At 70.9% G+C, this 24170-nt stretch carries 23 protein-coding genes; 4 read left to right on the forward strand and 19 right to left on the reverse strand.

The annotated features are described in order from the left end of the window. Nucleotides 1-15 precede the first annotated feature (15 nt). The 4 genes from ABZY45_RS14740 to ABZY45_RS14755 form a co-directional block, all read right to left on the reverse strand. Nucleotides 16-651: a vitamin K epoxide reductase family protein gene (locus ABZY45_RS14740; RefSeq protein WP_356739834.1), complete on the reverse strand. Its 636-nt coding sequence runs from the start codon at nucleotides 649-651 to the stop codon at nucleotides 16-18. 12 nt (nucleotides 652-663) lie between these two features. Continuing rightward, a complete protein-coding gene (locus ABZY45_RS14745; RefSeq protein WP_356739836.1) occupies nucleotides 664-885 on the reverse strand; it encodes a hypothetical protein in 222 nt (73 codons plus the stop codon). A 160-nt stretch (nucleotides 886-1045) separates the two neighbouring features. Next, a complete protein-coding gene (gene hisS / locus ABZY45_RS14750) occupies nucleotides 1046-2308 on the reverse strand; it encodes a histidine--tRNA ligase (protein ID WP_356739838.1) in 1263 nt (420 codons plus the stop codon). A 14-nt stretch (nucleotides 2309-2322) separates the two neighbouring features. Further along, nucleotides 2323-3009, reverse strand: a complete 687-nt coding sequence (locus ABZY45_RS14755) for an MBL fold metallo-hydrolase (RefSeq protein WP_356739840.1) — start codon at nucleotides 3007-3009, stop codon at nucleotides 2323-2325. A 148-nt stretch (nucleotides 3010-3157) separates the two neighbouring features. On the opposite strand from ABZY45_RS14755, the gene ABZY45_RS14760 reads away from it, so the two are divergent. The 3 genes from ABZY45_RS14760 (at nucleotide 3158) to ABZY45_RS14770 (ending at nucleotide 6179) form a co-directional block, all read left to right on the forward strand. After that, a complete protein-coding gene (locus ABZY45_RS14760) occupies nucleotides 3158-3946 on the forward strand; it encodes a peptidylprolyl isomerase (RefSeq protein WP_356739842.1) in 789 nt (262 codons plus the stop codon). A gap of 187 nt (nucleotides 3947-4133) precedes the next feature. Further along, nucleotides 4134-5363 carry a DUF349 domain-containing protein gene (locus ABZY45_RS14765; RefSeq protein WP_145806219.1) on the forward strand — a complete coding sequence of 410 codons (1230 nt, stop codon included), beginning with the start codon at nucleotides 4134-4136 and terminating at the stop codon, nucleotides 5361-5363. Nucleotides 5364-5564: 201 nt separating this feature from the next. Further along, on the forward strand, nucleotides 5565-6179 hold the full coding sequence (locus ABZY45_RS14770; RefSeq protein WP_356739844.1) for an ALF repeat-containing protein: 615 nt from the start codon (nucleotides 5565-5567) through the stop codon (nucleotides 6177-6179). Between the two features lie 82 nt (nucleotides 6180-6261). Here ABZY45_RS14770 and ABZY45_RS14775 read toward each other — a convergent pair whose 3' ends face one another. From ABZY45_RS14775 to pgsA, 15 genes are all read right to left on the reverse strand, one after another. Then, on the reverse strand, nucleotides 6262-8913 hold the full coding sequence (locus tag ABZY45_RS14775) for a RelA/SpoT family protein (RefSeq protein WP_356739846.1): 2652 nt from the start codon (nucleotides 8911-8913) through the stop codon (nucleotides 6262-6264). 167 nt (nucleotides 8914-9080) lie between these two features. Next, nucleotides 9081-9638: an adenine phosphoribosyltransferase gene (locus ABZY45_RS14780; RefSeq protein ID WP_356739848.1), complete on the reverse strand. Its 558-nt coding sequence runs from the start codon at nucleotides 9636-9638 to the stop codon at nucleotides 9081-9083. Beyond that, nucleotides 9635-10744 carry a protein translocase subunit SecF gene (gene secF, locus ABZY45_RS14785; RefSeq protein WP_356739850.1) on the reverse strand — a complete coding sequence of 370 codons (1110 nt, stop codon included), beginning with the start codon at nucleotides 10742-10744 and terminating at the stop codon, nucleotides 9635-9637. Before secF ends, ABZY45_RS14780 begins: the two co-directional genes overlap by 4 nt. A gap of 1 nt (nucleotide 10745) precedes the next feature. Further along, nucleotides 10746-12509: a protein translocase subunit SecD gene (gene secD, locus ABZY45_RS14790; RefSeq protein ID WP_356739852.1), complete on the reverse strand. Its 1764-nt coding sequence runs from the start codon at nucleotides 12507-12509 to the stop codon at nucleotides 10746-10748. Nucleotides 12510-12656: 147 nt separating this feature from the next. Further along, on the reverse strand, nucleotides 12657-13115 hold the full coding sequence (gene yajC / locus ABZY45_RS14795) for a preprotein translocase subunit YajC (RefSeq protein ID WP_356739854.1): 459 nt from the start codon (nucleotides 13113-13115) through the stop codon (nucleotides 12657-12659). A 168-nt stretch (nucleotides 13116-13283) separates the two neighbouring features. Next, complete coding sequence (gene ruvB / locus ABZY45_RS14800; protein WP_145806237.1) at nucleotides 13284-14369, reverse strand: Holliday junction branch migration DNA helicase RuvB; 1086 nt, start codon at nucleotides 14367-14369, stop codon at nucleotides 13284-13286. A 79-nt stretch (nucleotides 14370-14448) separates the two neighbouring features. Then, nucleotides 14449-15075, reverse strand: coding sequence for a Holliday junction branch migration protein RuvA (gene ruvA, locus ABZY45_RS14805; RefSeq protein ID WP_356739857.1), 627 nt, complete (start codon nucleotides 15073-15075; stop codon nucleotides 14449-14451). Next, nucleotides 15072-15605 carry a crossover junction endodeoxyribonuclease RuvC gene (gene ruvC / locus ABZY45_RS14810; protein ID WP_356739859.1) on the reverse strand — a complete coding sequence of 178 codons (534 nt, stop codon included), beginning with the start codon at nucleotides 15603-15605 and terminating at the stop codon, nucleotides 15072-15074. The genes ruvA and ruvC overlap by 4 nt, the downstream gene beginning before the upstream one ends. 117 nt (nucleotides 15606-15722) lie before the next feature. Further along, entirely contained in the window at nucleotides 15723-16475 is a 753-nt protein-coding gene (locus tag ABZY45_RS14815) for a YebC/PmpR family DNA-binding transcriptional regulator (protein ID WP_356739861.1), read from the reverse strand. Nucleotides 16476-16536: 61 nt separating this feature from the next. Next, nucleotides 16537-17130 (reverse strand): pyridoxal 5'-phosphate synthase glutaminase subunit PdxT, encoded by a 594-nt coding sequence (pdxT, locus tag ABZY45_RS14820; RefSeq protein WP_356739863.1) that lies wholly within the window; start codon nucleotides 17128-17130, stop codon nucleotides 16537-16539. A 6-nt stretch (nucleotides 17131-17136) separates the two neighbouring features. Next, nucleotides 17137-18057: a pyridoxal 5'-phosphate synthase lyase subunit PdxS gene (pdxS, locus tag ABZY45_RS14825; RefSeq protein ID WP_033304361.1), complete on the reverse strand. Its 921-nt coding sequence runs from the start codon at nucleotides 18055-18057 to the stop codon at nucleotides 17137-17139. A gap of 183 nt (nucleotides 18058-18240) precedes the next feature. Beyond that, complete coding sequence (locus tag ABZY45_RS14830) at nucleotides 18241-18786, reverse strand: hypothetical protein (protein WP_356739866.1); 546 nt, start codon at nucleotides 18784-18786, stop codon at nucleotides 18241-18243. A gap of 73 nt (nucleotides 18787-18859) precedes the next feature. Continuing rightward, nucleotides 18860-20020, reverse strand: a complete 1161-nt coding sequence (locus ABZY45_RS14835; RefSeq protein WP_356739868.1) for a glycosyltransferase family 4 protein — start codon at nucleotides 20018-20020, stop codon at nucleotides 18860-18862. Then, nucleotides 20017-20940 (reverse strand): phosphatidylinositol mannoside acyltransferase, encoded by a 924-nt coding sequence (locus tag ABZY45_RS14840; RefSeq protein WP_356739870.1) that lies wholly within the window; start codon nucleotides 20938-20940, stop codon nucleotides 20017-20019. The genes ABZY45_RS14835 and ABZY45_RS14840 overlap by 4 nt, the downstream gene beginning before the upstream one ends. Next, a complete protein-coding gene (gene pgsA / locus ABZY45_RS14845) occupies nucleotides 20937-21608 on the reverse strand; it encodes a phosphatidylinositol phosphate synthase (RefSeq protein ID WP_356739872.1) in 672 nt (223 codons plus the stop codon). The genes ABZY45_RS14840 and pgsA overlap by 4 nt, the downstream gene beginning before the upstream one ends. Nucleotides 21609-21881: 273 nt before the next feature. On the opposite strand from pgsA, the gene ABZY45_RS14850 reads away from it, so the two are divergent. Then, on the forward strand, nucleotides 21882-24107 hold the full coding sequence (locus tag ABZY45_RS14850; RefSeq protein ID WP_356739874.1) for an elongation factor G-like protein EF-G2: 2226 nt from the start codon (nucleotides 21882-21884) through the stop codon (nucleotides 24105-24107). Nucleotides 24108-24170 lie beyond the last annotated feature (63 nt).

Consider the following 24170-nt stretch of genomic DNA (forward strand, 5'->3'; position numbering starts at 1 on the left):
GGACCGCCCGGCGCGTCAGCTGGTCCAGAAGTCCCACCAGCGGGTCAGGATCAGCATGCCGATGATCCCGATCCAGAGCACCGGCGGCACCCAGTGGAACTCGGTGAGGGCGTTCCGCAGCCAGGCGGGCGCGGGCAGGATGCCGTGCTTGACGTTGTGGACGGTGACGTAGCAGAACATGACGATCGTGGCGACCCAGGCCAGGCAGCACCACAGGCAGAGCGAGTTGATGTTGTACAGCGACTGGTACTGCAGCCAGGTGCAGAAGCCGACGCCGAACAGCGTGCCCGCGTTGAGGCCCAGCCAGTACCAGGCGCGGAAGCGGGCGCCGGCCAGGAGCGCCATGCCGATGCCGATGACCACCGAGTAGGTGGCGATGCCGAGCATGGGGTTGGGGAAGCCGAAGGCGGACGCCTGCTCGCTCTTCATGATGTTGCCGCACGCGACCACGGGGTTCAGGCTGCATCCCGGCGTGAAGCTCGGGTCCTCCAGCAGCTTGAACTTGTCGATCGTGATCACCCAGGCGGCGAGCAGTCCGGCGGCGCCCGTGATCACCAGCAGCAGCGCGAGCGCGCGACTGCCGCCGAAGGTCCTGGCTCCGTTGTCCTCGTCCTGCCGGGAGGAGGGATGATCTACCGCTGCCATCGTCATATCGCCGTTCCATCACTGAGTAGCCAGCCGGGCACGGTCATTGTGCCGTACCGCTGTCGCGCCCAGCCGTTCGATCGGCGTAAAGACGTTCGTGCGGCCCGCCCGGAATCCGGGGCCCCGCAGGGCGTCCGGCTCGGCGAAGGAGCCCATGGCGGGCGTACGCAGCGGGGACGACGGAGCGGTGCGGGAGCCCGGCGTGCACCGGGCCGTCAGCCACTGCTGGCGACGGCCCAAGATCGGAATCACCTGGCGGGATTAATTCGCTCCGGCCAGGTTGACGGCGGGACTCCCGCCGGACTGACGGCGAAGGCGGATCCAGGAGGACCCACCGCCCCGGCGCGCCCGTGCCCGCCCGGACGAACCGGGCGGGCACGGGGTGAGCACGCGGCGGCGGTCAGGCCAGCCGGGCCCGTACGGTGTCCACGAGGGCGTCGAGCGCGACCGCCTCCTGGTCGCCCGACTCCATGTCCTTGAGCTGCACCGCGCCATCGGCGAGATCACGCTCACCGGCCACGATCGTGTAGCGGGCGCCGGAGCGGTTCGCGTTCTTCATCGCGCCCTTCAGGCCGCGCCCGCCGAAGGCGAAGTCCGTGGCGACGCCGGCCTTCCGCAGCTCCGTCACCAGGCCGAAGAGCACCCGCCGTGCCTCTTCGCCGAGCGGTACCGCGTACACGCTGGTGGTGGCCGGGATCCCGAGCTCGATGCCTTCGGCCTCCAGGGCGAGCACCGTACGGTCCACGCCGAGGGCCCAGCCGACAGACGGCAGCGACGGGCCGCCGATCATCTCGGACAGGCCGTCGTAGCGGCCGCCGCCGCCCACCGCGGACTGGGAACCCAGGCCGTCGTGGACGAACTCGAAGGTCGTGCGGGTGTAGTAGTCGAGGCCCCGGACCAGCTTCTCGTCGTCCTCGTAGACCACACCGGCCGCCGTGAGCAGCTCGCGGACCTCCTCGTGGTACGCCTTGCAGCCGTCGCAGAGGAAGTCGCGCAGCATCGGTGCGCCGGTCAGCTGCTTCTGGACGTCGGTCCGCTTGTCGTCGAGCACCCGGAGCGGGTTGATCTCGATGCGACGGCGGGTCTCCTCGTCGAGGTCGAGGTCGCGCAGGAAGGTCTGGAGCGCCTCGCGGTAGACGGGGCGGCACTCCTTGTCGCCCAGCGAGTTCAGCAGGATGCGGAACTGGCTGAGGCCGAGCGAGCGGTACGCCTGGTCGGCGAGGATGATCAGCTCGGCGTCCAGCGCGGGGTCCTCGGCGCCGATGGCCTCGGCACCCACCTGCGAGAAGTGGCGGTACCGGCCCGCCTGCGGCTTCTCGTAGCGGTAGTACGAGCCGGAGTACCAGAGCTTGACGGGGAGGTTGCCCGCCTTGTGCAGGTTGGCCTCCAGCGCCGCGCGCAGCACGGAGGCGGTGCCCTCGGGGCGCAGGGCGAGCTTGTCGCCGCCCTTGGTCTCGAAGGCGTACATCTCCTTGGACACGATGTCGGTGGACTCACCGACACCGCGTGAGAACAGGGCGACGTCCTCGAATCCTGGCGTCTCGATGTAGCCGTAGCCGGAGTTCTTCAGAGGTGCGGAGATCGCCTCGCGCACCGCGAGGAACTTCGCGGAGCGCGGCGGGATCAGGTCGTACGTGCCCTTGGGGGCCTGGAAGGTACTCACGGTGTTTTCTCTCGTCACATTCCTCGGCGGGGCGCGTCCAGGCCGTGCAGATACGGATTGGAGGCGCGCTCTCGGCCGATGGTCGTCTGGGGGCCGTGGCCGGACAGCACCACGGTCGAGTCGTCGAGCGGCAGGCACACGCGGGCCAGCGACTCGAGCAGCTCGGCGTGGTCGCCACCGGGCAGGTCGGTGCGTCCGACGGAGCCGGCGAAGAGCAGGTCGCCCGAGAAGAGGACCTGCGGCACGTCCGCGGCCTCGGGCATCCTGAACGTCACCGACCCCTTGGTATGGCCGGGCGCGTGCGCGACGCCGAACTCCAGGCCCGCCAGCTTCAGGAGGGAGCCGTCCGTCAGCTCCTCGACGTCGGCGGGCTCGCCCACGGTCAGCTCTCCCATGAGCGGCATCCCGATGGAGCGGCCGAGGGCCTTCTCCGGGTCGCTCATCATGTAGCGGTCCTCGGGGTGGATCCAGGCGGGGACGTCGTGGGCGCCGCAGACGGGGACGACCGAGGCGACGTGGTCGATGTGGCCGTGGGTGAGCACGACGGCGACGGGCTTGAGCCGATGCTTCTTCAGCGCTTCCTCGACGCCCTGGGCGGCCTGGTGGCCCGGGTCGATGATCACGCACTCCTCGCCTGCGGCGGGGGCGACCAGGTAGCAATTGGTCCCCCAGGCCCCGGCGGGGAACCCGGCAATGAGCACGATCGTCCTTAGTGTTCGTCCGACGGGAAGGGCCGCGGAGAGGAAGGCGGCAGATCAGAGCCTACCGGCGCTCCTCATTCCACAGCTAACCCATATACCGTACGGGGCAATCCAGGCCCGATCACACGACGTACAAGGAGACCATCCGGTGGTCAGCAGCGATCAGCGGCGGCGGCAGCTCGCCCGGGAGAAGTTCGAGCGGCAGCAGCAGCGCCGGGAGGAGGCTCGCCGCAGGACGAGGCGCCTCACGGCGATCATCGCATCGACGGTGGCGGTGGTGGCGGTCATCGGAGTGGGCTCGTACGTCTTCATCGACGGCGACGACTCGAAGGACTCCGCGGACGCGGCCGCGAGCGCGAGCCCTTCGCCCTCCCCCTCGGCGAGCGAGAGCAGTGAGCCCGAGCCCGAGATGACGATCGACAAGAAGGCCGATTACACGATGGCCCTCGCCACGAGCCAGGGCGACATCGCGATCGAGATGGACGCGGCGAAGACGCCGCACACCACGAACTCCTTCAAGGCCCTCGCGGACAAGAAGTACTTCGACGGCACGAAGTGTCACCGGCTGACCACGGAGGGCATCTTCGTCCTGCAGTGCGGTGACCCGAAGGGCGACGGCACGGGCGGTCCCGGCTACACGATCCCGGACGAGAACCTGACCTCGCTGGGCAAGGCGGGCGACGACGGTGCGGTGACGTATCCGGCGGGCACCGTCGCGATGGCGAACACCGGTCAGCCGGGCACCGGCGGCAGCCAGTTCTTCCTGGTCTACAAGGACACCAAACTGCCGCCCAGCTACACGCCGTTCGGCACCATGGACGATGCCGGCCTGAAGGCGGTCCAGAAGGTCGCCCAGGCAGGCGTCGCCGACGGTGCGAGTGACGGTGCCCCCAAGAAGACGGTCACGGTCGAGAAGGTGACCGTCGACAAGGCCTGACCCCGGGTGGCCACCCGGTGTCCGTCCCCCGCGGGCGGACCGGAGAATTTCAGCCGCGCTGAGTGCGGACAGCCGGGTGGCCGGTCGCCTAGATTGGCGTTGTGCAGGGCGGGCGCTGCCCGCCCCAGGAAACTGTGGACGATGCACGGGGGCGAACTCCCCCGATGCATCAGGTGGAGGAGGCGCTGTGAGCAGCGACCCGTGGGGCCGTGTCGACGAGACGGGCACCGTGTACGTGCGTACAGCCGAGGGCGAGCAGGTCGTCGGATCGTGGCAGGCCGGTTCCCCCGAGGAGGCTCTGGCCTATTTCGAGCGCAAGTACGAGGGCTTGGTGGTCGAGATCGGCCTCCTCGAGCGGCGGGTGAAGACCACCGACCTCTCGGCGAAGGACGCCACGGCGGCGATCGATCACCTGCGTCAGCAGGTCGACGAGCACCACGCCGTCGGCGACCTGGCCGCGCTCGGCAAGCGACTGGACACGCTCGTCGCGACCGTCGACTCGCGCCGCGAGGAGCGCAAGGTCCAGAAGGCGAAGCAGACCGACGAGGCGCGTCAGGCCAAGGAGGCCCTGGTCGTCGAGGCGGAGGAGCTGGCGCAGAGCGAGCAGTGGCGGTCGGCGGGTGAGCGTCTGAGGGCGCTGGTCGACACCTGGAAGGGGCTGCCTCGTCTGGACCGCAAGTCCGACGACGAGCTGTGGCACCGCTTCTCGCACGCCCGTTCCGCCTTCTCCAAGCGCCGCAAGGCGCACTTCGCCGCGTTGGACGCCCAGCGCGAGGAGGCCCGCAAGGCCAAGGAGAAGCTGGTCGCCGAGGCCGAGTCGCTCTCCGGCTCGACCGACTGGGGCGCGACCGCTGCCCGCTACCGCGACCTGATGACCGAGTGGAAGGCGGCCGGACGCGCCCAGCGCGAGGCCGAGGACGAGCTGTGGAACCGCTTCCGCGGTGCCCAGGATGTGTTCTTCGCGGCCCGCAGCGGTGTCTTCGCCGAGCGGGACGCGGAGCAGGGCGAGAACCTCAAGCTCAAGGAGGAGCTCGCCACCGAGGCCGAGAAGCTGGTCCCGGTGACGGATCTGAAGGCGGCCAGGGCCGCGTTCCGTTCGGTCAACGAGCGCTGGGAGGCCATCGGCCACGTTCCGCGTGACGCCCGCCCGAAGGTCGAGGGCCGGCTGCACGCGGTGGAGCGTGCGCTCCAGGAGGCCGAGGAGGCCGAGTGGCGCCGGACGAACCCGGAGGCGCGGGCACGCGCGGAGGGTCTGACCGGTCAGCTCCAGGCGGCCGTCGACAAGCTGCGTACGCAGATCGACACGGCGCGTGCCTCGGGCAACAACGCCAGGGCCGACAAGCTCTCCCGTGAGCTGGAGGGCCGTCAGGCTCTGCTGGACCAGGCACTGAAGGGCCTGGAGGAGTTCGGCGGCTGACGCCGCCCACGCCACAGCGACGTGAGGGCCCCCGTGCGCGTGCGGGGGCCCTTCCGTGTGCGGACCGGCAGCGAACGCGCGCCATGACTGCCGGGTTCCCGCAATGAATCCTGAGCCGCGGGACGCGAGGCTCTTCGCACCGGCAGCGTCGTACGACCGCCGGATCCGACGACCACACCACGTCCCTGAGGCAGGCCCGCCATGAGAGCGACCCGTACCGTTCTGGCCGTCACGGCCACCGCCCTTTTCCCGGCCCTCCTTCTCGCCGGCCCGGCCTTCGCCGCAGGTCCGGCATCACCGGCATCCCCGGCGCACGCCCTCGCGACGGCGGGGGTGCCCGATGGGCCCGCCACCTCGGCGGGCGACGTGTCCGACGACGACCTCCGGGTCGCGATCCTGCGCATCCTGGCCGACGAGGACAGCGGCAGAAGGGTGATCCGGGAGGCGAACGAAGCACTCGACATCGGCACCACGGAAGCCATGCGGTACTTCCTGGAGACCGGCTACCCCCTCGCCCAGGCCGAGGACGACCAGGTCGCCCTCTTCCGCATCCTGGCCGACCCAGACTCCGGCAAGCGGGTCACCCAGGAGATCGGCACGCTGCTCGACAGCGGCACACCGCAGGACGTCCGCCGATGGCTGGAGACCGGCTACCGGCTCGCCCAGGCCGAGGACGACCGCGTCGCCCTCTTCCGCATCCTCGCCCGCCCGGACATCAGCGACGCGCTCCGCGCGGCCGTCGCCGAGGTGATCGACGGCACTCCGGAGGAGATGCGCCACTTCCTGGAGTACGGGCAGTACGAGATCGACGGCTGAGGCCGCGCACCGCGTCCGTCTGCCGGGGCGGTGCCTGCCGGGGCGGCCCGGCAGGCACCGCCCCGGCGGGCGGGACGAGGTGTTACGGCCGCCGGGCCGAGGTGACCCGGTAGACGTCGTAGACGCCCTCCACGCCCCGTACGGCCTTCAGGACGTGACCGAGGTGCTTCGGGTCGCCCATCTCGAAGGTGAACCGTGAGGTGGCCACCCGGTCCCGGGAGGTCTGCACGGCCGCCGACAGGATGTTGACGTGCTGGTCGGACAGGACGCGCGTGACGTCGGAGAGCAGCCGCGACCGGTCCAGTGCCTCGACCTGGATGGCGACGAGGAAGACCGACGACTGGGTCGGCGCCCACTCGACGTCGAGGATGCGCTCCGGCTGCTGCGAGAGCGAGTCGACGTTGACGCAGTCCGCGCGGTGGACGGAGACTCCGCTGCCCCGGGTGACGAATCCGATGATCGGGTCGCCGGGGACGGGTGTGCAGCAGCGGGCCAGCTTGACCCAGACGTCCTCGACGCCCTTGACGACCACGCCCGGGTCCGCCTTGGCCCGGCGCTTGTTGCGGCCGTGCGAGGGCGGCGAGCTCTCCGCCAGGTCCTCGTTGGCCGCGTCCTCACCGCCGAGCGCCTGGACGAGCTTCTGGACGACGCCGGCGGCTGCGACATGGCCTTCGCCGATCGCCGCGTACAGCGAGGAGATGTCCGGGTAGCGCATCTCGTGGGCGAGCGTGACGAGGGAGTCGCCGGTCAGGATCCGCTGGATGGGCAGGTTCTGCTTGCGCATGGCCCGCGCGATGGCGTCCTTGCCCTGCTCGATCGCCTCGTCCCGGCGCTCCTTGGAGAACCAGGCGCGGATCTTGTTGCGTGCCCGGGGCGACTTGACGAACTGGAGCCAGTCACGGGAGGGTCCCGCGCCTGCCGCCTTGGAGGTGAAGACCTCCACCAGATCGCCGTTGTCGAGCGTGGACTCCAGCGGCACGAGCCGCCCGTTGACCCGCGCCCCTATGGTCCGGTGGCCGACCTCCGTGTGGACGGCGTACGCGAAGTCGACCGGCGTCGCGCCGGCGGGCAGCGCTATGACGTCGCCCTTGGGCGTGAAGACGAAGACCTCGTTGCGCGAGAGGTCGAAGCGCAGCGACTCCAGGAACTCGCCGGGGTCCTCGGTCTCCTTCTGCCAGTCCAGGAGCTGCCGCAGCCACGCCATGTCGTTGACGGTGTCCTGGCCCCGGCCGCCGCCCGTGTTCTTGGGGACGTCCGTGCGGACCTTGGAGGCACCGGCGACGGCCTCCTGCTTGTACTTCCAGTGCGCGGCGATGCCGTACTCGGCGCGGCGGTGCATGTCGAACGTACGGATCTGGAGCTCGACGGGCTTGCCGCTGGGACCGATCACCGTGGTGTGCAGCGACTGGTACATGTTGAACTTGGGCATCGCGATGTAGTCCTTGAACCGCCCGGGCACCGGATTCCACCGGGCGTGGACGGTGCCGAGCGCCGCGTAGCAGTCGCGGACCGTGTCGACGAGGACCCTGATGCCCACCAGGTCGTAGATCTCGGCGAAGTCGCGGCCTCGCACGATCATCTTCTGGTAGACGCTGTAGTAGTGCTTCGGCCGGCCGGTGACGGTGGCCTTGATCCGGGCGGCGCGCAGGTCGGCCTGGACCTCGTCGGTCACTATGGCGAGGTACTCGTCCCGCTTGGGCGCGCGCTCGGCGACGAGGCGGACGATCTCGTCGTACATCTTGGGGTAGAGGATCGCGAAGGCGAGGTCCTCCAGCTCCCACTTGATGGTGTTCATGCCCAGGCGGTGGGCGAGCGGCGCGTAGATCTCGAGGGTCTCGCGGGCCTTCTTCTCCTGCTTCTCCCGCTTGAGGTACCGCATGGTGCGCATGTTGTGCAGCCGGTCGGCCAGCTTGATGACGAGGACCCGGGGGTCCTTGGCCATCGCGACGACCATCTTGCGCACGGTCTCGGCCTGGGCGGCCTCGCCGAACTTGACCTTGTCCAGCTTGGTGACGCCGTCGACGAGCAGCGCGACCTGGTCGCCGAAGTCCTTGCGCAGGGTGTCCAGGCCGTACTCGGTGTCCTCGACCGTGTCGTGCAGCAGCCCGGCCATCAGCGTCGCCGGGTCCATGCCGAGCTCGGCGAGGATCGTGGTGACGGCGAGGGGGTGGGTGATGTACGGGTCGCCGCTCTTGCGCTTCTGGCCCCGGTGCCAGCGCTCGGCGACCTGGTAGGCCTTCTCGATCTGGCGCAGGGTGGCGGACTCGATCTTGGGATCGTTGCCTCGGACCGTGCGCAGGAGGGGTTCGAGGACCGGGTTGTACGGGCTGGAGCGCTGCACGCCCAGGCGGGCGAGGCGCGCACGGACCCGGTTGGAGGAGCCGCCGGAACGGGCGGGCGGGGCCGGCGGTGTGGCGGAGGGCCTGGCCGGGGGCTTCGCCGCCGGGGCCGAGGACTCGGCGGCGGGAGGCGCCGGGGGCGCCTGCTTCGACGCGGGAGGGGACGGCGGCTTCGCCCCGGAGACGGGCGCGGCCTTCGTCCCGGGGGGCGGGGCCGGCTTGGCGGGACCGTCGGGAGTCTGGGGGGCCGGAGCCTGGGCGGGGCCCTGCGTGTGCTCGCCGGAGGACCCGGACTCGCCCGCCGCCGCGGCGGGCTGGGCCTTCCCGGGCGTGGCGGAGGCCGCCGCGGGCTTTTCGGGCTGCGGGGCGGCGACTGGCTGGGCCTCGTCTGGCAAGAGCGCTCCTCGTGCGGATCCGGGCTACCGGAAAGCCCATGGTATCGACCTCGGCGCAGGACCTCGCCCGGGGACGGTGGAACCCCTCACAACGCAGGACGGGCACCCGGTGTTCCCGGGTGCCCGTCCTGTTCGTCCTTACACGCGCCGAGGTGGCGCGGCGCAGGTCAGAGGGTGATCAGAGCCTCCAGCGGAGCGTCCCGCAGCCCTGCCTCCAGTCGTGCGCGGCCGGCCAGGAATCCGAGCTCCATGAGGACCGAGACGCCGGCGACCTGGGCCCCGGCCCGCCGGATCAGCTCCAGCGAGGCCTCGGCGGTGCCGCCGGTGGCCAGGACGTCGTCGATGACCATGACCCGGTCGTCGGCGCACAGGTCCTCGGCGTGGATCTCGATCTCGGCCGTGCCGTACTCCAGCTCGTACGCCTGCCCGAGCGTGGCACCGGGCAGCTTCCCGGCCTTGCGCACGGGCACGAAGCCGAGGCCTGCCCTGACCGAGACCGGTGCGGCGAGGATGAACCCGCGCGCCTCCAGTCCGACGATCTTGGTGGCTCCGTGCCGTACGCACAGTTCCGCGAACCAGTCCGTGAGCGCGCTGAAGGCCACCGGGTCCGCGAGCAGCGGGGTGATGTCCTTGAACAGCACTCCGGGCTTCGGGTAGTCCGGTACGTCACGGATCCGGCTGAGCAGGAGCTCCCGGGTCGCCTGGTCGATGCTGGTGCTCGTCATCGGCGGTTCCTCGGACTCCGGCCGTGGCCTCCGGGCTGGCGGCGCTGGCCGACGACGGCAGCGGCGGGCTCGGAGTCCTCGTCGAAGTCCTGCTCCCGGTCGTCGCGCTCGTCCTCGAGGGACTCGCCCTTGGCCGCCGCGGCGGCGCGCTTGGCGAGGATCCGCTTCTTCAGTGCCTTTATCTGCGGCTCGCGTTCCTTGAGGTCGGCGACCAGCGGGGTGGCGATGAAGATCGAGGAGTACGCACCGGCGGCGAGGCCGACGAAGAGCGACAGCGAGATGTCGTTCAGCATGCCGGCGCCGAGCACACCGCCGCCGATGAACAGCAGACCGGCGACCGGCAGCAGCGCCACGACCGTGGTGTTGATGGAACGCACCAGGGTGCCGTTGATGGAGCGGTTCGCGATCTCGCTGTAGGTCCAGCGGGTCTGCTTGGTGATCCCCTTCGTGCCCTCCTTGAGGCTGTCGAAGACGACGACCGTGTCGTAGAGGGAGTAACCGAGGATGGTGAGCAGACCGATCACGGTGCCCGGCGTGACCTCGAAGCCGACCAGGGCGTAGACACCGACCGTGATGGTGATGTCGTGGATCAGCGCGATGAGGGCGGCGACGGCCATGCGCCACTCGAAGGCGATGGCCAGGTAGACCACGACCAGGACCATGAAGATGCCGAGGCCCGTCCAGGCCTTGTTGGCGATCTGCTCGCCCCAGCTGGGACCGACGAGGTCGGCGTTGATCTTCGCCTCGGGGATGCCGAGGTCCTCGGAGAGCCGGGCCTTGATCTGGTCGGCCTTGTCGGTGTCGACCTCGGTGATCTGGATGCGGAGCCCGCCGTTGCCGAGCTCCTGGACGATCGCCTCGTGGCCGGAGGCCGCGACCGCGTCCTCGTGGGCCTGGCTGACGGACACCTTGGCCTTGGTGTCGGTCGTGAAGACCGCGCCGCCCTTGAACTCGATGCCCATGTTCAGTCCGCTGACCGCCAGGCCGAGGATGGCCGTGATGGTGATCAGGATCGAGACGCCGTACCAGATCTTGCGCTTGCCGATGAAGTCGTAACCGACCTCGCCACGGTAGAGCCGGGCGCCGAGATTGCCGAGTCGCGACATCTCACGCCTCCTTCGGGTGGTCGGTACGGACGTTGACGCGGCGCGAGCGACGCAGCGGCGGCTTGGCGCCGAGCCGCTTCGGGTCCAGGCCGGACCACGGGTGACCGCCGCCGAAGAACTTGGTGCGGGCCATCAGCGTCATGACGGGCTTGGTGAAGAGGAAGACCACGACGACGTCGAGCAGGGTGGTGAGGCCGAGCGTGAAGGCGAAGCCCTGGACCTTGCCGACGGTGACGAGGAAGAGCACGGCAGCCGCGAGGAACGACACGAAGTCGGACACGAGGATGGTGCGCCGGGCCCTGGGCCAGGCACGCTCGACAGCCGGCCGCAGCGTGCGGCCTTCCCGGATCTCGTCCCGGATGCGTTCGAAGTACACGATGAACGAGTCCGCCGTGATACCGATCGCCACGATGGCACCACAGACGGCCGGGAGGTTCAGCGCGAAGCCGATGGCCGGGCCGAGCAGCGCCATGATCGTGTACGTCAGGATGCCGGAGGCCAGCAGGCTGAGCAGCGCGATGAGAGCCAGGCCGCGGTAGTAGGCCACCAGGTAGATGACGACCAGGGCCAGGCCGATGGCGCCGGCGATGAGACCGGCCTCCAGCTGCTCGCCGCCGAGCGCGGCGGTGACGGTGGTGACGGTGTCCTCGCTGAAGGACAGCGGGAGCGCGCCGTAGGACAGGACGTTGGCCAGGTCCTCGGCGGACTGCTGGGTGAAGCTGCCGGAGATCTCGGCGCTGCCGCTGAGGGTCTCGTTGACCTGGGGCGCGGAGACGACCTCGCCGTCGAGGGAGATCGCGAACTGGTTCATCGGCGACGTCTGCGTCGACAGCTTCTTGGTGATCGTCTGGAACTTCTTGGAGCCCTTGTCGGTGAACTCCATGGAGACGAGCCAGATGCCGCGCTGCTGGTCGAACTGGGCCTTGGCGTCGTCGACGTCCGTGCCGGAGACCTCGGCCGGGCCGAGGAGGTACTTGGCGTCACCCTCGGAGCTGCACGCGACGGTGGGGTCCTCGGGCTTGACGCCGTCGCCGGCCTTGGCGCGGGCCGCCTCGTCGGTGCAGTCCAGGGCGGTGAACTTCTTCTCCAGCGCCGCGGTGGCGGCGTCGGGGGTCTGGGTCGCCGCGGGGCTCTTCGACGAGTCCGCCCCACCGGAGGCGCTGCCGGACGGGGTCGGCGTCGTGTCCTTCTTCAGGGCGTCGGTGACCGCACGGCCCTGGGTGGTCGCGCTCGCCGAGGGCGTCGTCTTCGAATCGGAGGCCGTTTCCGGGTCGGTCGCCTTCGCGCTGGGCGTGGCGCTCGCCTCTCCGGAACCGCTCGCGGACGGGCTCGCGGAACCCTCGGGCGTCGGCCCCCCACCGGTGACGGTGAGCACGGGCCGGAAGTAGAGCTGGGCGGTCGTGCCGACCTGCTCCCTGGCCTGCTTCGAGTTCGTGCCCTTGGGGATGTTGACGATGATGTTCGATGCGCCCTGGGTCTGAACCTCGGCCTCGGAGACACCCAGACCATTGACACGGCGTTCGATGATGCTGACCGCGGTGTTCATGTTGGTCTCGTTGATCGCCTCAGGCTTGCCGGGCTGGCTCTTCGCCTTGAGTGTGATCGACGTGCCGCCGGCCAGGTCGATCCCGAGCCGGGGCGTGGTGTGCCCGGACAGGAACATCCCACCGGTCAGGGCGACCATGGCGATGAGGATCAGAGCCAGGGCACGGCCCGGCCTGCCCTGTCCACCGGTTGAGCCCCGGCCTTTCTTCGGTGCTGCCACCTTTTCGTTTCTCCCTGTCCAACCGCCCCGCGCCGGGTACGCGCCCGAGCGGCCACGAAGTGTTGTGGGGACCCGCCCCCGCAGAAGACCGCACGTCCCGTGAGACGCCGGACACCCGTGGGTGTCCGGCGTCTCTGGGTCGTGGAACTACTTCGCGTCGCCCTCGCCGTCGGCCTTGGCGTCCTTGACCTCGGAGTCCTTCGCGGCGGTGTCGTCCTCGGCCTTCTTGCCCAGGTCGATCTTCGCGACGTCGTCGTCCGCGTGCTCACCAGTGAGCGAGGAGGCGTCGTCGGGCACGACCGTGCCGTCGGTCTCCAGCTCGTCGTCGCCGTGGACGATGCGGTTGTACTCCGCGTCGTCCAGGACGGCCCCGATGGCGTTCTTGGCGTAGACGGCGTGGACGCCGGGCGCGACCTCGAGGAGCACCGTGTCGTCCTGGATCTCCTTGACGGTGGCGTACATGCCCCCGATCGTCCGGACGCCCGTGCCGGGCTGCATGTCGTCGCGCATCTGCGCAGCGGCCTGCTGCTTCTTCTTGGCGGACCGGGTCATCAGGAACATGGCCCCGATGAGCACGATGAAGGGGAGGAGGGTCACGAGACTCACGGGACGGAACTTCCTTCGCACGACCACGTCGAACTCACGCGGCCTGGTCTACGGGGGTGGGTACACCGACCTGTACGGGCGGCATCGGCGGAGTCTAAGCGAGTCCGCATCATTGGAACAACGTCCAGCATCGCACCCTGGTTCCCGTGCTGGCCAACCTGTCCTGTGTCACGCCCCGAACAGGCCCTGTTGTCCCTTTACGCCGTGCTGAGGGGGGACGAGCCCGAGGTGGGCCCAGGCCGCGGGGGTCGCGACCCGGCCACGCGGGGTCCTGGCGAGCAGACCCTCCCGTACGAGGAAGGGCTCGGCGACCTCCTCGACCGTCTCGCGCTCCTCCCCCACCGCCACGGCGAGGGTGGAGAGCCCGACGGGGCCGCCCCCGAACAGCTTCAGCAGGGCGCCGAGCACCGCGCGGTCCAGCCGGTCCAGGCCCTTGTCGTCGACCTCGTACACCCGCAGGGCCGCCGCGGCGATGTCCCGGTCGATGCGGCCCTCGGCCTTGACCTGGGCGTAGTCACGGACGCGGCGCAGCAGCCGGTTGGCGATACGGGGCGTGCCCCGGGAGCGCCCGGCGATCTCGGCGGCGCCCGCCGGGTCTATGGCGACGTCGAGCAGGCCCGCGGAGCGGTGGATGACCCGCTCCAGCTCGGTGGGAGCGTAGAACTCCATGTGTCCGGTGAAGCCGAAGCGGTCACGCAGCGGGGGCGGCAGCAGCCCGGCCCGGGTGGTGGCGCCGACGAGGGTGAACGGGGGGAGCTCCAGGGGGATGGCGGTGGCCCCGGGTCCCTTGCCGACGATGACGTCGACGCGGAAGTCCTCCATCGCCATGTAGAGCATCTCCTCCGCGGGCCGCGACATGCGGTGGATCTCGTCGAGGAAGAGGACCTCGCCCTCCTGGAGCGAGGAGAGGATCGCCGCGAGGTCTCCGGCGTGCTGGATGGCGGGCCCGGAGGTGATGCGGATCGGGGCGCCCATCTCCGCCGCGATGATCATGGAGAGTGTCGTCTTGCCGAGGCCGGGGGCGCCGGAGAGCAGGACGTGGTCGGCGGTGGCGCCCCGGGCGCGGGCGGCCTTGAGGACCAGGTCGAGCTGTTCGCGCACCTTCTCCTGGCCGACGAACTCATGGAGGTCCTTCGGGCGCAGGGCGGCCTCGACGGCGGTGTCCTCGCCGTCCGCGCCGGCGTCGACGAGGCGGTCGTCGAGCCGCTCGTCGGTCAGTTCGCCGGTGTCGGGCCCGGTCTCGTCCCAGTTCATCTCGTCAGTCCCGCCTCGGGTGTTTCGGTGCCGGACCGTGCGGTGTTCCGGCCGGCGTACGGGGCGTGTGGCCCCTGGGTCAGCGTGCGCGGTTCAGTGTCTGCAGGGCCGCGCGCAGCAGTTGCGGCACGGGGGCCTGGCCGCCGTCCGCGATCGCGGCCTCCGCCTGCGGTGCGACGGCGCTGACGGCCTCGTCGGCCTCACGGGTCGCGTAGCCGAGGCCGATCAGGGCGGCTCCCAGCTGGTCGCGCCAGGAGGAGCTGACGGCCGTGCCGACACCCTGCTGCCCGATGTGCGCGCCGACCGGCTCGCCGAGACGGTCCTTGAGCTCCAGCAGGAGCTTCTGCGCGCCCTTCTTGCCGATGCCGGACACGGCGGTGAGCGCCTTCTCGTCACCGGTGGCGACGGCGATGCGCAGGGCGTCCGGGCTGTGGGTGGCGAGCATGGCCTGGGCGAGCCGGGGGCCCACACCGCTCGCTGTCTGGAGCAGCTCGAAGACCTGGCGCTCGTCGTCGTCGGCGAAGCCGTAGAGGGTGAGCGAGTCCTCCCGGACGACCAGGGAGGTGGCGAGCCGGGCGTCGTTGCCGATCCGCAGGCCGGCGAGGGTGCCGGGGGTGCACTGGACGGCCATGCCGATGCCGCCGACCTCGATCACGGCCGTGGTCGGGGCGAGCGCGGCCACCGGGCCGGAGACGAAGGCGATCATGCGGTACGGCCTTTCAGCGTGCGATGGGCGGCGACGGCCCGCTGCAGTCGGTTCTGCGCGGGCGCGCGCCAGATGTGACAGATGGCGAGAGCGAGGGCGTCGGCCGCGTCCGCGGGCTTCGGCGGCGCGTCGAGCCGCAGCAGCCGGGTCACCATGGCCCCGACCTGCGCCTTGTCGGCGCGTCCCGAGCCGGTGACGGCGGCCTTGACCTCGCTGGGGGTGTGCAGGGCCACGGGGATGCCGCGGCGGGAGGCGCAGAGCATGGCGACCGCGCTGGCCTGGGCGGTACCCATCACCGTGCGCACGTTGTGCTGGCTGAACACCCGCTCCACGGCGACGAATTCGGGCCGGTGCTCGTCGAGCCACGCTTCGATGCCCTGCTCGATGGCGACGAGCCGGTGGCCCAGCTCCGCGTCGGCCGGGGTTCGCACCACGCCGACGCCGATCATCGTGAGCGGCCTTCCGGCGACGCCCTCGACGACTCCGACACCGCACCGGGTCAGCCCCGGGTCCACGCCCAGCACCCGCATGAAAGGGCCCCCTCCGCCGCTCGGTCATCTGTTCCCGCAGGCTATCGGGTCCCGCTGACAATGCGACGGGCCGACGGGGTGTGTCCCGTCGGCCCGTCGGCGTACCGCAACGCCGTCTCAGGCGTCGACCTTCTCCATGACCTCGTCGGAGACGTCGAAGTTGGCGAAGACGTTCTGCACGTCGTCGCTGTCCTCCAGCGCGTCGATGAGCTTGAAGATCTTGCGGGCGCCCTCTTCGTCGAGCTCGACCTGCATGGTCGGGACGAAGTTCGCCTCGGCCGAGTCGTAGTCGATGCCGGCGTCCTGCAACGCGGTGCGGACCGCGACCATGTCGGTGGCCTCGCTGAGCACCTCGAAGGTCTCACCGAGGTCGTTGACCTCCTCGGCACCCGCGTCGAGCACCGCTCCGAGCACGTCGTCCTCGGACAGCTCGCCCTTGGGGACGATCACGACGCCCTTGCGGTTGAAGAGGTACGAGACCGAGCCCGGGTCCGCCATCGAGCCGCCGTTGCGGGTCATGGCGACACGGACGTCGGAGGCGGCACGGTTGCGGTTGTCGGTGAGGCACTCGATGAGCACCGCGACGCCGTTCGGGCCGTAGCCCTCGTACATGATCGTCTCGTAGTCGGCGCCGCCGGCTTCGAGACCGGCGCCGCGCTTGACCGCGGAGTCGATGTTCTTGTTCGGGACCGAGCTCTTCTTGGCCTTCTGGATGGCGTCGAAGAGGGTCGGGTTGCCGGACACGTCGGCGCCGCCCGTGCGGGCCGCGACCTCGATGTTCTTGATCATCTTCGCGAAGAGCTTGCCGCGCTTGGCGTCGATCACGGCCTTCTTGTGCTTCGTCGTAGCCCATTTAGAGTGGCCGGACATCTGCCTTCTCCTTCGCGTCACCAAAATCGATCCGAACCCGAGAGATCCTACCGGGATCGGATCAGCCCACGGCGCGCACCATGTCGGTGAAGAGCGCGTGCACCCGGTGGTCGCCCGTCAGCTCGGGGTGGAACGACGTCGCCAAGGCGTTTCCCTGGCGTACGGCCACGATATGACCGCCGTGCACCGCGACGACCTCCGCGGCGGCGCCGACGGACTCCACCCAGGGGGCCCGGATGAAGACTCCGTCGACGGGGCCGCCGGGCACGCCCTCGACCTCGACGGCCGCCTCGAAGGACTCGTTCTGCCGCCCGAAAGCGTTACGGCGCACGATCATGTCGATGCCGCCGACGGTCTCCTGGCCGGAGCGAGGATCGAGGATCTTGTCCGCGAGCATGATCATTCCGGCGCAGGTGCCGTAGACCGGCATCCCGGCGGCGACCCTCTCGCGCAGCGGTTCCAGCATGCCGAAGAGGACGGCCAGCTTGGACATCGTGGTGGACTCGCCACCGGGAATGACGAGGCCGTCGACCTCGGCGAGCTCCTCGGGCCGCCGGACCGGCCTGGCCACGGCGTCCGCCGTGGCCAGGGCGATCAGGTGTTCCCGTACGTCGCCCTGGAGAGCCAGGACTCCGATGACAGGGGTGTCGGTCATCGGTGCTTACCAGCCGCGGTTGGCGTAGCGCTCGCCCTCGGGCAGCGTGTCGCAGTTGATGCCGACCATGGCCTCGCCCAGGTTGCGGGAGGCATCCGCGATGATCTTCGGGTCGTCGTAGAAGGTGGTGGCCTTCACGATGGCGGCGGCGCGCTTGGCCGGGTCGCCGGACTTGAAGATGCCGGAGCCCACGAAGACGCCCTCGGCGCCGAGCTGTCGCATCAGGGCGGCGTCGGCGGGGGTGGCCACGCCACCGGCCGAGAACAGGACGACGGGCAGCCGGCCGAGCTCGGAGACCTCCTTGACCAGCTCGTACGGGGCGCGCAGCTCCTTGGCGGCGGCGTACAGCTCGTTGTTGTCGTAGCCGCGCAGCCGGGCGATCTCGTTCTTGATCTGGCGCAGGTGACGGACCGCCTCGACGACGTTGCCGGTGCCCGCCTCGCCCTTCGAGCGGATCATCGCCGCGCCCTCGGCGATACGGCGCAGCGCCTCACCCAGGTTGGTGGCGCCGCAGACGAAGGGGGTGGTGAAGGCGAACTTGTCGCTGTGGTTGACCTCGTCGGCCGGGGTGAGGACCTCGGACTCGTCGATGTAGTCGACGCCGAGGGACTGCAGCACCTGGGCCTCGACGAAGTGGCCGATGCGGGACTTGGCCATCACGGGGATGGAGACGGCCTCGATGATCTCCTCGATCATGTTGGGGTCCGACATCCGGGCCACGCCGCCGTCCTTGCGGATGTCGGCCGGCACCCGCTCCAGGGCCATGACCGCCACGGCGCCCGCGTCCTCGGCGATCTTCGCCTGCTCGGCGTTGACGACGTCCATGATCACGCCGCCCTTGAGCTGCTCGGCCATGCCGCGCTTGACGCGGGCGGTGCCGGTGGCCGGGGTCTCGGTGGACTGCGGGGTGCTGGGGAGCGTGGACACGGATCGACCTCACTGGGGTGGAAGAGCTGAATACTGCAGCCCCGAGCAAACGCTCCGGAAGCAGTCCACAGCAAGGGCCAATGAGGAGCCTGTGGATCCTTCTCCCGCCGGCCGGCTCCGGCACCCCTGCGGGCCGGCTGCCGGGACAGGCCCCGCCAGGCCCCTGGCCCGCCGCTTCCTCCCTCAGCTGCCGGGACGGTCGGCCAGGGCGACGGGCGGCGCGTCGTCCATCTCGAACGCGAGGGGGAACGGGGCGTGGCCCGCGAGCCGGAACAGCCGAACGGTCCGGTGCCTGCGCAGCGCGCGGGCCGCGCGCACCGCGTCGTTGTGGAAGCGGCGCGCCATCGGTACGCGGCGCACGGCGGCGGCCAGTTCCCTCGCCGCGTCCTCGCCGCCCGGCACCTCCTTGACCGCGTCGACCTGCGCGGTCTCGCCGAACACGGCGCGCAGGGCGGTGGTCAGTTCGCTCTCGGCGACCTCGCGCTGCTCCTCCTCGGCCTGCCGCGCCGCGTGCGCCGCCTCGTAGAGCACGATGGACGCCGCGGGGTCCAGGACACCGGACGTGGCCAGTTCCTGGGTGACCGAGGCACGGCGCAGCAGCTGGGCGTCCAGCGCCGCGCGTGCCGCGTCGATGCGGGCGTGGAGCCGGTCGAGCCGCCCGGCGGTCCAGCTGAGGTACAGGCCGATCGCGAGGAGCGCGACGACGATCCAGATGAGGGTTTCGATCACGGGCGCAAAGGCTACCGTCGGCGCGCCCCGCCCGGTTCCGCCGGTGCGGCCCTGAGGCGGGGCCCTGTCCCGCTCAGTCCCTGGCGAGGCCGAAGCGGGCGCGCAGACCCGTGCGTTCGTCGGTGTCGACGGCGGCGGCCCCGTCCGTCACCGTCTCGTACACCGCCAGGATGTCCGCGCCGACCGTCGTCCAGTCGAAACGGCGCACGTGCGCGCTGCCGCGCTCACGCAGTCCCGCGCGCCGGTCCGCGTCGCCGAGCAGCCGGATCGCGGCCTCGGCCAGCGCGTCCGCGTCCTCGTTGGCGAACAGGTCGCCCGCGGAGCCCTGGTCGAGCACCTGCGCGAAGGCGTCCAGGTCGCTGGCGAGCACCGCCGCGCTCGCCGACAGCGCCTCGACCAGGATGATCCCGAAGCTCTCACCGCCGGTGTTCGGCGCCACGTACACGTCCACGCTGCGCAGCAGCCGCGCCTTGTCCTCGTCGCTCACCATGCCGAGGAACTCGACCCGCGAGCGCATCTCCTCGGGCAGCGAGGCCACGGCCTCCTCCTCGTCACCGCGTCCCGCGACCAGCAGCCTGGCGTCCGGGCGGGCGGCGAGGATCGCGGGGAGTGCCTTCATCAGGACGGGCAGCCCCTTGCGGGGCTCGTCGATGCGCCCTATGAAGCCGAGCGTGCCGCCCTGCCATTCGGCCTTCGGCTCCGCGCGGGCGAAGAAGTCCACGTCCACGCCGTTGGGGATGACCACGGCGTCCCCGCCGAGGTGCTCGACGAGGGTCCGCCGCGCGTACTCGCTGACCGCGATGCGCGCGCTGATCTTCTCCAGCGCGGGCTGGAGGATCGGGTACGCCGCGATCATGGCGCGGGAGCGCGGGTTGGACGTGTGGAACGTGGCCACGATCGGCCCCTGGGCCGCCCAGCAGGCGAGCAGGCCCAGCGAGGGCGAGGTGGGCTCGTGGATGTGGATGACGTCGAAGGTGCCCTCGTTCAGCCAGCGCCGGACGCGCGCGGCGGACAGGAAGCCGAAGTTGAGCCGGGCGACCGAGCCGTTGTAGGGCACGGGCACCGCCCGGCCCGCGGACACGACGTACGGCGGCAGCGGCGTCTCCTCGTCGGCGGGCGCGAGCACGGAGACGTCGTGACCGAGGCGGATCAGGTGCTCGGCCAGGTCCCGGATGTGGAACTGCACTCCGCCCGGAACGTCCCAGGAGTACGGGCAGACGATGCCGATCTTCACGGCGCTTCCCTCTGAGGGTCCAGATCGGAGACCCAGAGCCGCTGCAGCATGTGCCAGTCCTCCGGATGCTCGGCGATCCCGGTGGCGAAGGCGTCGGCCAGCGCCTGTGTCATGGAGGACGTCTTCTCGGCGCGGCTGCCTGACTCCGGTACGGGGACGGGCGGATGGACCCGCGCCCCCATGACGGGCGTGCCGTCGTACCAGAGGGTCGCGGGCAGCAGCAGGGCGCCGGTGTGCTGGGCCAGCAGGGCCGGACCGGCGGGCATGCGTGCGGTCTCCCCGAAGAAGTCCACCTCGACGCCGGAGGCCGACAGGTCACGGTCGGCGACGAGGCAGACCAGCCCGCCCGCGCGCAGCCGTCGCGCGAGGGTGCCGAACGCGGCACCTCCGCTGTGCGGCAGGACCTCCATGCCGAGGCCCTGGCGGTAGGCCACGAAGCGGTCGTAGAGGGTCTCGGGCTTCAGCCGCTCGGCGACCGTGGTGAACGGCACCTTGAGGCCCGTGGTGACCCACGCGCCCGCCAGGTCCCAGTTGCCCAGGTGCGGCAGCGCGAGGACGACCCCCTTGCCCGCCTCCAGGCCCTCCGTGACCCGGTGGATGTCGCGTACGTCGATGGACGCCGCGATCCGCTCCGGGCTCCAGGCCGGGAGCCGGAAGGACTCCATCCAGTAGCGCATGTACGAGCGCATGCCGGCCTTCGACAGCTCCGCGAGCCGGTCGGCGTCCGCGTCGGGCACCACCCGGGCGAGGTTCGACTCCAGGCGCAGCACGGACTTGCCCCGCCGCTTCCACACCTGGTCGGCGAGGGTGCGGAAGAGCGCGGCCGCGGCGGGCTCGGGGAGCTTCTTGACCGCGCCCCAGCCGAGGCCGTAGAGCCCGTCCGTCAGGCGTTCCTTCAGGTCGGATCGGGTGCCGCTCACTGTGCGGACTCGCTCCCGCCCTGGACGGCCGCCGCGGCGGCGTCGGCCTCGGCCGACTCCCTGCGGACGGTCACCACGCGCTGGACCAGCGTCACCAGGCTTCCCACCGCGACGATCCACAGCGCGATCGGCAGCAGGACCTGGATGCCGGGCACCCCGAAACCGTGCAGACCCGCGAGACCGGCGGCCACCAGGGAGATCACCAGGCGCTCGGCGCGCTCCACCAGGCCGTTCACGGCGACGGGCAGGCCGATCGACTCACCGCGCGCCTTCGTGTACGAGACGACCTGGCCGCTGGCCAGACAGAAGATCGCGACCGCGCAGAGCACGTTGTCGTCGCCGCTGCCCGCGTACCAGAGGGCGAACCCGGCGAAGATCGCCCCGTCCGCGACCCGGTCGAGCGTGGAGTCGAGGAACGCCCCCCACCGGCTGGAGATCCCGGCCTGCCGGGCCATGTTGCCGTCGACCAGGTCCGAGAAGACGAAGACCGTGATCACGATGGTGCCCCAGAAGAACTCCCCCATGGGGAAGAAGACCAGCGCACCTGCCATCACTCCGGCCGTACCGACGAGGGTGACCGCGTCGGGGCTGACCCCGAGGCGGAGCAGCAGAGCGGCGAACGGTGTGAGGACACGCGTAAAAAATGCACGCGCGTACTTGTTCAGCATGGCCTTCCCGAGGTTCGGTGGGCCGCGCGGCCCCTTCGGCCACCGGCTGGCCCATCGTAGTCACGAGCCGCGCCGCGCATCGGCGGGGCACCCCGTCCCGCCGGATGTCCCGGAAGTCACGCGCCGCCGTGCACGACGGATGGACGGCGCACGGCACGGGTGAAAAGCTCGGAAGACCGCGGGCGTCGCCGAAGCCGCCGCCACGGCTCCCCTCCGCCCGTGCATCCATCCCCCAGTACTCGCGGCACTGCCACCGATCGGGAGGCACGCATCATGGGCGACAGGACTCATACACACACCGGGGCCGCCGGCAGGGCGACGACGGCCGACAGGCCCGCTTCCGTACGGAACGTGGTGCTGGTCGGCCACAGCGGCTCGGGCAAGACCACTCTGGTCGAGGCACTCGCGCTGACGGCCGGGGCGCTCAACCGGGCAGGCCGGGTCGAGGACGGCGCCACCGTCTCCGACTACGACGAGATCGAACAGCGCCGCCGGCGCTCCGTGCAGCTCTCGCTGGTCCCCGTCGAATGGGAGGGTCACAAGATCAACCTTCTGGACACCCCCGGCTACGCGGACTTCGTCGGGGAGCTCAGGGCCGGTCTGCGCGCGGCGGACGCGGCCCTCTTCGTCGTCTCGGCCGCCCAGGAGGCCGACGCCGTGGCCGGCACCACCCGCGCGGTCTGGGAGGAGTGCGCGGCCGTCGGGATGCCGCGCGCGATCGTCGTCACGCACCTGGACACCGCGCGCACGTCCTTCGAGGAGATGACCCGGGTCTGCGGCCGGATCTTCGGGCATGACGACCCGGACGCCGTGCTGCCCCTCCACCTGCCGGTACAAGGCCCTGAGGGCCCCGACGGGCATGCCCAGCTCACTGGGCTCACCGGACTCCTCACCCGGCGGATCTTCGACTGCTCCACCGGGGAACGGCGCCGGCTGCCACCCTCGGGCGACCAGCAAGGGCCGCTCCAGGAGGCCCGCGACCGGCTCATCGAGGGGATCATCGCCGAGAGCGAGGACGAGACACTGATGGACCGCTACCTCGGCGGCGAGGAGATCGAGGTCGCGACCCTCATGCGCGATCTCGAACGTGCGGTGGCCCGCGGCTCCTTCCATCCCGTGCTCACCGCGGCCCCGGCGGCCGACGGCGCGGGCCAGGGCGTCGGCACCGTGGAACTCCTCGACCTGATGTGCGCCGGCTTCCCCTCCCCTGTGGAGCGCACGCTCCCGGCCGTCTCCACGCCGGAAGGTGCCCCGCGGTCCGCCCCGGTGTGCGACCCCGAGGGGCCGCTGGTCGCGGAGGTCGTGAAGACCGCCTCGGACCCCTACGTCGGCAGGGTCTCCCTGGTCCGCGTCTTCTCGGGGACGCTGCGTCCGGACGAGACCGTGCACGTGTGCGGCCACGGCCTCACCGGACCGGAGGGCGGGTCGGGCCCCCGCCACGAGTCCGACGTACGCGTCGGGGCGCTCTCGGCGCCGTTCGGCCGACAGCAGCGCCCCTTGGACAGCTGCATCGCAGGGGACCTGGCCTGTGTGTCCAAGCTCGGCGGGGCCGAGACCGGCGACACCCTCTCGGGGACCGGGGAACCGCTGCTGATCGAACCCTGGAGCCTGCCCGACCCGCTGCTGCCGCTGGCGGTGCGCGCCCACAGCAAGGCCGACGAGGACAAGCTCTCCCAGGGGCTGGCGCGCCTGGTCGCCGAGGACCCCACGATGCGACTCGAACAGAACCAGGACACCCATCAGGTCGTCCTGTGGTGCATGGGCGAGGCCCACACGGACGTGGCGCTCGAAAGGCTGCGCAGCCGGTACGGAGTACAGGTCGACGCCGAGCCCCACCGCGTCCCGCTGCGCGAGACCTTCGCCTCGCGGACCGTGGGGCGCGGCCGGCACGTCAAGCAGTCCGGCGGGCACGGCCAGTACGCCGTCTGCGAGATCGAGGTGGAACCGCTGCCGCCCGGCGCGGGCATCGAGTTCGTCGACAAGGTGGTCGGCGGCTCGGTGCCACGCCAGTTCATCGCCTCCGTGGAGAAGGGCGTACGCGCCCAGGCGGCCCGTGGGGTCGCGGCCGGGCACCCTCTCGTGGACGTGCGCGTGACACTGCTCGACGGGAAGTCGCACTCGGTGGACTCCTCCGACGCCGCCTTCCAGACCGCGGGCGCACTGGCGCTGCGCGAGGCCGCCGCCGACACCCAGGTCCAGCTCCTCGAACCCGTCGACGAAGTGGCCGTGCTGGTTCCCGACGACTACGTGGGAACCGTCATGAGCGACCTCGCGGGCCGGCGCGGCCGGCTCGTCGGCACGGAACAGGAGACCGGGGACCGCACACTCGTCCGCGCCGAGGTCCCCGAGATCGAGATCGGCAGGTACACCGTGGACCTCCGCTCCCTGACGCACGGCACAGGACGGTTCGACCGGGCGTACGCCCGGCACGAACCCATGCCGCCGCAACTGGCCGAGCGCCTCCGCAAAACACAGGAAAACACCGCAAATGTCAGCTAGCTGACCGGATATGGCGCCTCCCGTCCCTCCCGGCCGCGTCGTCCGGGCGGGCGGCGGGCCCGG

This window comes from Streptomyces sp. NPDC006516 (genome assembly GCF_040611875.1).
In the GTDB taxonomy this organism is placed as follows: Bacteria; Actinomycetota; Actinomycetes; order Streptomycetales; family Streptomycetaceae; genus Streptomyces.

Bases quoted from the DNA above. Each gene is read 5' to 3' on its own strand.
- ABZY45_RS14740 (WP_356739834.1), bottom strand. From the start codon at position 651: ATGACGATGGCAGCGGTAGATCATCCCTCCTCCCGGCAGGACGAGGAC.
- ABZY45_RS14770 (WP_356739844.1), top strand. From the start codon at position 5,565: ATGAGAGCGACCCGTACCGTTCTGGCCGTCACGGCCACCGCCCTTTTC.
- ABZY45_RS14780 (WP_356739848.1), bottom strand. From the start codon at position 9,638: ATGACGAGCACCAGCATCGACCAGGCGACCCGGGAGCTCCTGCTCAGC.
- secF (WP_356739850.1), bottom strand. From the start codon at position 10,744: ATGTCGCGACTCGGCAATCTCGGCGCCCGGCTCTACCGTGGCGAGGTC.
- ruvB (WP_145806237.1), bottom strand. From the start codon at position 14,369: ATGAACTGGGACGAGACCGGGCCCGACACCGGCGAACTGACCGACGAG.
- ruvA (WP_356739857.1), bottom strand. From the start codon at position 15,075: ATGATCGCCTTCGTCTCCGGCCCGGTGGCCGCGCTCGCCCCGACCACG.
- ruvC (WP_356739859.1), bottom strand. From the start codon at position 15,605: ATGCGGGTGCTGGGCGTGGACCCGGGGCTGACCCGGTGCGGTGTCGGA.
- ABZY45_RS14815 (WP_356739861.1), bottom strand. From the start codon at position 16,475: ATGTCCGGCCACTCTAAATGGGCTACGACGAAGCACAAGAAGGCCGTG.
- pdxT (WP_356739863.1), bottom strand. From the start codon at position 17,130: ATGACCGACACCCCTGTCATCGGAGTCCTGGCTCTCCAGGGCGACGTA.
- pgsA (WP_356739872.1), bottom strand. From the start codon at position 21,608: ATGCTGAACAAGTACGCGCGTGCATTTTTTACGCGTGTCCTCACACCG.
- ABZY45_RS14850 (WP_356739874.1), top strand. From the start codon at position 21,882: ATGGGCGACAGGACTCATACACACACCGGGGCCGCCGGCAGGGCGACG.